Here is a 7,918-nt window from a genome sequence, read left to right as displayed (position 1 = left end):
AATCATTCATAGGGAAGTCCTCTTTTCTATGGATGTGGTCGGTAACTTCATTCTACTAGAAAAGGACTTCCTTTTTTTGCGATCGATCGTTTACACAAAATATTTTACGCTCTCGGCCGAGGTTTTTATAAAAGTACTGATGATGGAGAAAGTTGGGAACAAGCAGATGCGGAGGGCCTTCAAGGGGGCGTATTATCATTGGCAATCCATCCGTCAGATTCCAACTTTGTTGCAGCAGCGACTTCTACCGGCATCTATCTGTCAGAGGATGGTGGAAATCAGTTTAAAGCATTAACAGATCCAAGGGAGGCAGGAATGACCGTATATTTTTATGGGGACGATTTATATTATGCGATAAATAACGAAAATGTTGAACTTCACAGAAGAAATGTTAAAAATGACGAAGAAGCCATCATTGATACACCGGAATTGAAGAATGATGGAATTGCATATATTGCTCGAAACCGACAGAATGAAAAAGAACTGGCCATCTATACCGTAAACGGCGATGTATATGTCTCTGACGCCGGGTCAATTGCATGGGAGAAAGTTCTAAATGAGAGTCAAACCAGATAAGCATAAGTTTTGAGGTCATCTTTTTACTCTGTTGTTAGGCACTCGAAGTATTATTGTCGAAGAGAGGAGGCTGTGATGCTAAATCAATTATCTTTGAAGATAGGGTTGTTATTTTTTGTAGTAATTATCACTGTTGAAATCATATTATTCTCCATATTATATACAAACCTGGTCAATGATCGTGTCGACGAAGTGATGAGAGACTTGTTGGCCCGTGGAAATACCCATCGGGATGTGCTGGAAGAAAATTACACCTCATCAACCTTGAATCATGTCGCCATCATGGAATCCGAATCTGATTTTATTGTCGTCATTACAGACCGAAATGGAGAAGTGGTTACCAGCTCCAACCCAATGGAGCCGAAAATGGCAGCGGTAATCGAGCATACAGATAACGACCAAGTGCCAGATGAAGGCGTCATACTGGAGTCGGATTGGGCGGATGAAAAATATGTGGCGACAGACAGCCCGATTATCATGGAGGGTACACATAGTGGGCATGTATTCATGTTTGCCGACAGCAACCATATCAAAGAAATCATCAGCAGTCTCACTCGGCAATTTTTATTCATCGGATTGGTCACTGTCATTTTAACCATCATCACGGTGATTGTGCTTTCAAAAGTCATTACACAGCCATTGGTCAGAATGAAGAAGGCCACAGAAGCGTTGAGCAGAGGCAACCATGAAGTGGAACTATCCACCAGTCGAAAAGACGAACTCGGAGAGTTGGCAACTGCTATCACACGCTTATCAAAAGATTTGAAGCGTTTGAAAAATGAAAGAAATGAATTCCTGTCGAATGTCTCCCATGAACTCCGTACACCACTGACCTATTTGAAAGGATATACAGATATCATCAATCGGGAGACCACATCCGAGGAAGATCGAACCAGATATACAAAGATCATCCAGGAGGAGACAGAACATCTGGCCGGACTGATAAAAACATTGTTTGAACTGGCCAAAATAGACCAGAATGAATTTGCCATAAAAAAAGAAAAAGTGGAATTTGATGCGCTAATTCAAAAGATCGTGGAACGGATTTATCCAGCAATTGAAGAAAGAGAGATAGAATTTTCATATTCCTGTCCAAGTAATGTGGTCATTTCCATTGACCCGGAAAGAATCCAACAGGTGCTGTTGAACATACTCGATAACGCCATAAAATACACTCCGCGCGGAAATCATGTCAGATTGGAAGTGGTTCAAACTAAACATGAGGTCTTAACGGTTATTTCGGATACGGGGGATGGCATTGCCGAAGAAGATATGCCGTATATATTTGAGCGGCTCTATCGTGCAGAAAAATCCAGGTCCCGTTCCAAGGGAGGATCCGGTCTTGGGCTGACAATCGCCAAAGAGATTGTGGAACTCCACAACGGCAGGATGGAAGTCGAAAGTGAACTAGGTGAAGGAACGGTTTTCAACATATCTTTGCCGAAGGAGGATGCGTATGAAAAAGGCATTGTTGATTGATGATGAAGAGAGGATGCTGGAATTGCTGGCGTTGTATCTGGAACCCTACCAATACGACTGCAGAAAAGCGCTGGGGGCGAAAGAAGGGCTCCAATACATCGAAGAAGAAAGATTCGATATTGTACTGCTCGATATCATGATGCCTGACATGGATGGGTGGGACGTATGCAGAGAAATCCGTCAGCATTCGGATGTGCCCATCATCATGGTGACTGCACGGGAGCAGAAGACGGATATCGTCAAAGGCCTCAGATTGGGGGCGGATGACTATATAACAAAACCCTTCAATGAAAAAGAACTCATTGCACGGATGGATGCATTATTAAGGAGAGCGAAACCTGGCAACCATGTTGAGGTGGATGGACTGCTATGGGACAAGGATCGATTCGAACTGTCCTATAAGAATCAGTATATCAAGTTGACCCCCAAAGAATTCTCGTTGATTGGGTTGCTTATGCAGAACCCGGGGCGGGTATATTCCAGAAATCAACTGATCGACCTGGTGTGGGGGATGTATTCAGAAACTGAAGGCCGGACTGTGGATTCACATGTTAGAAACATGCGGGAAAAAATCAGGGAAGTGGGTTTTCCCATCGATGATTATTTTCACACAGTATGGGGCGTGGGCTACAAGTGGATTAGAAAGTAGCTTTCTCATATTATCGATTGCTTAAAAATGTAGATTTTGAGCACATTGCTAAAATTAATTTGAAATATTTTAAAAACTGCACACTAACTGCACAAACCATGGGCATATGTTTTAGAGACTATTATTTCTGAGGTGATGCTAATGAGCGAATATAAAAAAGACAGCTTATCTCTGACTGGTGCGATCGGTCTTGGGACAGGGGTTATGATCAGTGCCGGAATATTTGCATTGCTGGGTCAGGTTGCCGCACTTGCCGGCATGTGGTTCCCGATCATGTTTGTCGTCGGAGGGATTGTAACTGGATTCAGTGCGTATTCCTATGTCAAGATGAGCAATGAATATCCTTCAGCAGGGGGTATCGGCATGTTTTTGGCAAAAGCGTATGGTCAGGGTACCGTCACTGCTTCTGCAGCGATGCTGATGGCCGTATCCATGGTCATCAACCAGAGTCTCGTGGCCCGTACTTTCGGTACCTATACGTTGCAGATTTTCAATATGGATGCAACCAGCTACCTGGTGCCTGTGCTCGCTGTTGGTCTTTTGCTCTTTGCATTCCTGGTTAATATTTCTGGCAACAGTTTCATTCAGACGTTTACTTCGATTGTGTCCCTGCTTAAAATAATTGGACTTGTCGTCTTTGCGATGGGCGGGTTATGGGTCGCCGGTTTTTCCATTACACCCGCAGAGGGCAGTGGAAGTACGGAAGACGCAACTATTACCAGCATGATTGCAGCTGTGGCACTCACCATCCTATCGTTCAAAGGGTTTACGACGATCACTAACAGTGGCTCTGAAATCGTTAAACCCCATAAGAATATCGGCCGGGCGATTGTCGCATCCATTTCCATCAGTCTTTTTGTGTATCTGCTGGTTGCATGGGCGGTATCCAGCAATCTGCCGTTAAACGAAATCATTGCAGCCAGAGACTACTCGCTTGCAGAAGCCGCAAGGCCAGCATTTGGAAACTACGCTGTATGGTTTACCGTCGGCATTGCGATCATCGCAACAGTATCCGGTATTATTGCCAGTGTCTTTGCGGTGTCACGCATGCTTGCCATGATGACAGATATGAAGCTGATTCCACATAAGCACTTTGGCATGCCAGGACGGATTCAAAAGCATACGCTGGTATACACAATTGTACTTGCGATGGTACTGGCCGTCATTTTCGACCTCAGTCGTATCGCCTCAGTCGGGGCCATATTGTATCTTGTGATGGATATGATTGTGCATTGGGGTGTATTTAAACATCTGAGGGATAAGGTGGATGCAAATCCAGTCATTGTCATGACCGCATTCATACTTGATGGAATTGTACTGGCAGCTTTTATGTGGGTCAAACTGATGAATGACTGGCTGATTGTTGTCGTCTCCATCATTTTCATTATCATCATCTTCATAGGGGAGTATGTATTTCTTAAACACCGTAATGATGGGGAAGAAGGGCATGCGCATTAAAGCATTTTTAATCTCGAGCCATGCGTGTTCTTCTAAAAGGGAAGAGTATCACAGTTACAAAAGGGGGTGATGCTTTTTCAGGAAGGTGAATCAATAGAAATTTAAAATGATTAGAAGGCATTGGATTGCTTGTATCATTTAAGGTAAATATCTCTTAGAAAAAATACCAGGGAGGAATGTAAAATGAATAACAGATTTACAAAAATAGTCGTCACACTCGCAACCGTTACTGGAATCAGTTTCTCAGCAGGACAAGTTTCGGCAGATTCCATCAACGCAGCTCCCCAAGCCAATGGACAAGCACAGGGGGAAGCAAAGGTTGAAAAGAGACTGGATAAGGTTGAGAAGAAAACGGACGCTATCCAATCTGAGCTGGAGGCAATCGAAGGATCTATCGAAGGCCCTCCTATAACAGTTGATGAAGTACAGCTCTATAAAGAGTATCTGGACAAGCTGGAATCTCTGCTGAATCGCTTAAACGCCGCTGACAACCATTTGGATGCTGTGACCAAAAAAATGGAAAACCAGGATGCATCCATTGAAGAGACTGAAGCAGAAATTAATGATATACGCACCAGTATTTTAGAAGTGAAAGAAACGATTCAATCCATTTTTGCTGAACAGATGTCCAGCACTGGTGTAGTCCCTGACGGTCTGGAGGAAGCAGAAGATCCAACTTATGAAGTGGGTAGCCAAGCCATTATCAAAGCCGATCATATGCCAGGTATGTATGGCGCTGAAGCAACAATTGCAGGCGCATTTGATACTGTTGCTTATAGTGTCACTTATTACCCTACAACTGGTGGAGACCCAGTGGAGAATCATAAATGGGTCATCCATGAAGAATTGGAAGGTCCAGGAGAAGCACCACTGGAGCCCGGCACTGAAGTGACCTTGGATGCGGATCACATGAAAGGCATGGATGGTGCAACCGCTGTGATAGAATCTGCTGAAGACACTACTGTATATATGCTTGACTTCACAACAACAACTGGAGAAAAAGTAGAAAATCATAAATGGGTGACAGAAAGTGAATTGTCACCTGTTGAATAAAAACAGATGATATTAAAGAGCTTATCTTTACTGGATTATCTATCTCAAATGGATAATCTGCATGGATAAGCTCTTTTTATTATATGAATTAACAGATACATTAATGACTGTTTTGAAGGGAATTCGGTTTACTCCTCCTTGCAACGATGGTTCTAAGCGAACTCAACTGTTTTTTATAACCTTGTCTAAACTAAGGCGTCTCTTATAAGTATTGTCAAAATCAAGGGCGCTCTTAATTAATAATGCAAATACACCTTAATGTATATTTTCGTTAAAATGCTGGGTACAATCTTAACCGGAAATAAAAGAAGTGGTATGTCCAGAATAAGTTCCGACATACCACTTCTTTCTAAGTGTTGTGCTTAGGCGATTTCTTTACAAGCCTCTGCACATTTGAAGCACGCATCTGCACATTTCTGGCAGTGATCGTGGTCATGTTTTTGACACTCGTTGCCGCATGCTTCGCAGACCTTGGCACATACTGCCGCCAGATCAGAAGAAAATGGTGAATTTCTTGTCAGAGCCTGTTCTAAAAATGCACAGATATCTGCACATTCACGATCCAATCGGATACACTCCGCCATCATTTTTACGTCTTCTTCCCTCAGACAGGCATCGTAACAGTGGTTACAGGCTTCCATACATTCATGTAACGTCTGAATCAGTTGTTGATGTTGTTCATGAGCCATTATAAATCCCTCCTATAGAATTGAATGCACTTACATTAATTGAATTCCCATCCATTTCGCATATAAACCGATATGGTAAAACTCCATAGAAACTGCACATAATTTTAATGATGATTGTCCTTCTCCAACTTACTCAATATTGTAATTCGTCTAGAAAAAATCAAGAAATAGTTCCTTTTTTGTTATTAGATTGAAGCTTTGGAGCTTACTCTACTTTAACCTGTCCCATCATCCCATTGTCCTCATGTTCAAGTATGTGACAGTGGAACATATATATGCCTTTATTTTTAAACTGAATGGCAATTTTTACAGTCTCATCCGGGGCAACGGAAAAACTATCTTTCCAGCCTCTTTCGTTCTCAGGTGGTGCTTCTCCATTCCTGGAAAGGATCTTAAACTGAGCACCATGGATGTGGAACGGATGAATCATGCCGCCCATCATGTCAGGTTTATTATAGATTTCCCATACTTCTGTAACACCTTGTTCCTGCGTAAAATCAATTCTTTCAGGATCAAATTTTTTTCCGTTTATCGTTACCTGATCCATCATGCCGAAAAGTTCAATTTCTTTTGTCACTGGCAGGTTCTTTTCTTCTTCCGTAACTGAAAAGTCATTCATTTCATCAGGTATATCCATGTTCTTACCTGTTTGATCTGTGATTTCAAAAGGTAAGAGCGTGGCACCATCTTCATTCATTAACGCTATATTTTCATTACCATCGACTTTAGAAAAATCAATGATTATTTCGGCCCGCTCTGAAGGCGTGAGTGTGATTTCTTCCATTGAGACCGGTTCATTTAAAAACCCGCCGTCCGTTGCGACTTGTACAAAAGAATCCCCTGTATTTAGTTTAAAGGTGTAATTTCTTGCATTTGATCCATTTAAAAGTCGAAGCCTTACTTTTTCTTTATCTACAGTTAATTTTGGATTCAATGTGCCGTTAATTAATGATGTATCCCCGACTGTGCCATCTTCATTTGCTACGGCTTTGTAATTCAGTTGTTTTTCATCATTAAATACTTTGTCCTGGAAAACGAGAGGGATGTCATTTTCTCCATATTCACTTGGTAATTCGAGATTTTTTGAATTTTGGTCCTCGATATAAATTAACCCAGCAAGTCCGTTGTACACTTGTTCAGAGGTTTTTCCTTCCGGGTGGGGATGGAACCACAATGTGGCAGCTTCCTGTGTCACTTCAAATTCAATAGTACTCTCTTCGCCTGGCTCCAATACATTGTGTGGACCACCATCGTCATTCCCTGGCACTTCCAATCCATGCCAGTGAAAAGTGGTATTTTCATTGAGTTCATTGATTAAGTTTATTTTCACAGTATCTCCTTTTTCAAATTGAAGCATGGGACCTAGAAACGAGTCATTATAGCCATATGTTTTTGTTTGAACGCCATCAAATATTTCTGTTTCTCCTTTTTGCGCGCGTATTGTATACTCAGTTCCTTTGTTGCTGTCGCTTTTGAGTACAGAGGGGATACTCAGTTCGTTCTCTCCTGTCGAATCAATTAGACCTACCACATCATCATGATCCATATGACCATTACCCATGGAACCATTATTCATTTCTCCTTCACTGGAGGAGCCATTCATATTTTCTTCCATAGAACCTTCATTGTCCTCATTCATGTTCATCTCTTCATTTGAATTCTTTTCATTGCTAGTATCTTCTACAGATGCTTCTCCGTCATTGCTTGTACAAGCTGATAAAACAATGACCATCATTAGAGAAAACAAGCTTATCAATAGGTTCTTTTTTCTCATACTTTACAATCCCTTCTTTCTACTTTTAATAAAGAACTTGTCATTCCTTTATGTATTAGACTAGATTATAATTTTCGAGAATCCGTGCATAAAATGAGTATTTAATATGACAAAAACTATATGTAAAATTAAGTTTAAAAAACGACCGTTTTACACACAAAATAGGGACCGTCAATAATTTTGTGTAAACGGCTGTCCTTTTCCAGCCGGGAAGTTAACCCTGCGGTCGGAACATGTCTT

At 41.6% G+C, this 7,918-nt stretch carries 7 protein-coding genes; 5 read left to right on the top strand and 2 right to left on the bottom strand.

The genetic code is table 11. From position 1 onward, the window contains the following. Positions 1 to 198: 198 nt before the first annotated feature. From Q0757_RS16810 to Q0757_RS16790, 5 genes are all read left to right on the top strand, one after another. Entirely contained in the window at positions 199 to 576 is a 378-nt protein-coding gene (locus Q0757_RS16810) for a hypothetical protein (RefSeq protein WP_298789275.1), read from the top strand. A gap of 75 nt (positions 577 to 651) precedes the next feature. Beyond that, positions 652 to 2,055, top strand: a complete 1,404-nt coding sequence (locus tag Q0757_RS16805) for an ATP-binding protein (RefSeq protein ID WP_298789274.1) — start codon at positions 652 to 654, stop codon at positions 2,053 to 2,055. After that, a complete protein-coding gene (locus Q0757_RS16800) occupies positions 2,033 to 2,704 on the top strand; it encodes a response regulator transcription factor (RefSeq protein WP_298789273.1) in 672 nt (223 codons plus the stop codon). The genes Q0757_RS16805 and Q0757_RS16800 overlap by 23 nt, the downstream gene beginning before the upstream one ends. A gap of 141 nt (positions 2,705 to 2,845) precedes the next feature. After that, positions 2,846 to 4,162, top strand: coding sequence for an APC family permease (locus tag Q0757_RS16795; protein WP_298789272.1), 1,317 nt, complete (start codon positions 2,846 to 2,848; stop codon positions 4,160 to 4,162). Positions 4,163 to 4,345: 183 nt separating this feature from the next. Then, entirely contained in the window at positions 4,346 to 5,215 is an 870-nt protein-coding gene (locus Q0757_RS16790) for a YdhK family protein (protein ID WP_084135811.1), read from the top strand. A 362-nt stretch (positions 5,216 to 5,577) separates the two neighbouring features. On the opposite strand, the gene Q0757_RS16785 is transcribed toward Q0757_RS16790, so the two are convergent. Then, the gene (locus tag Q0757_RS16785; RefSeq protein ID WP_020006663.1) at positions 5,578 to 5,904 is read right to left on the bottom strand and encodes a four-helix bundle copper-binding protein; all 327 of its coding nucleotides are present in this window, start codon (positions 5,902 to 5,904) and stop codon (positions 5,578 to 5,580) included. A 205-nt stretch (positions 5,905 to 6,109) separates the two neighbouring features. Beyond that, positions 6,110 to 7,639, bottom strand: coding sequence for a multicopper oxidase family protein (locus tag Q0757_RS16780; protein WP_298789271.1), 1,530 nt, complete (start codon positions 7,637 to 7,639; stop codon positions 6,110 to 6,112). Positions 7,640 to 7,918 lie beyond the last annotated feature (279 nt).

The sequence above is a fragment of the uncultured Marinococcus sp. genome (assembly GCF_947493875.1).
In the GTDB taxonomy this organism is placed as follows: Bacteria; Bacillota; Bacilli; order Bacillales; family Marinococcaceae; genus Marinococcus.
Note: the sequence above shows the minus strand (reverse complement) of the source record. Positions and strands in the feature narration are given on the sequence as shown.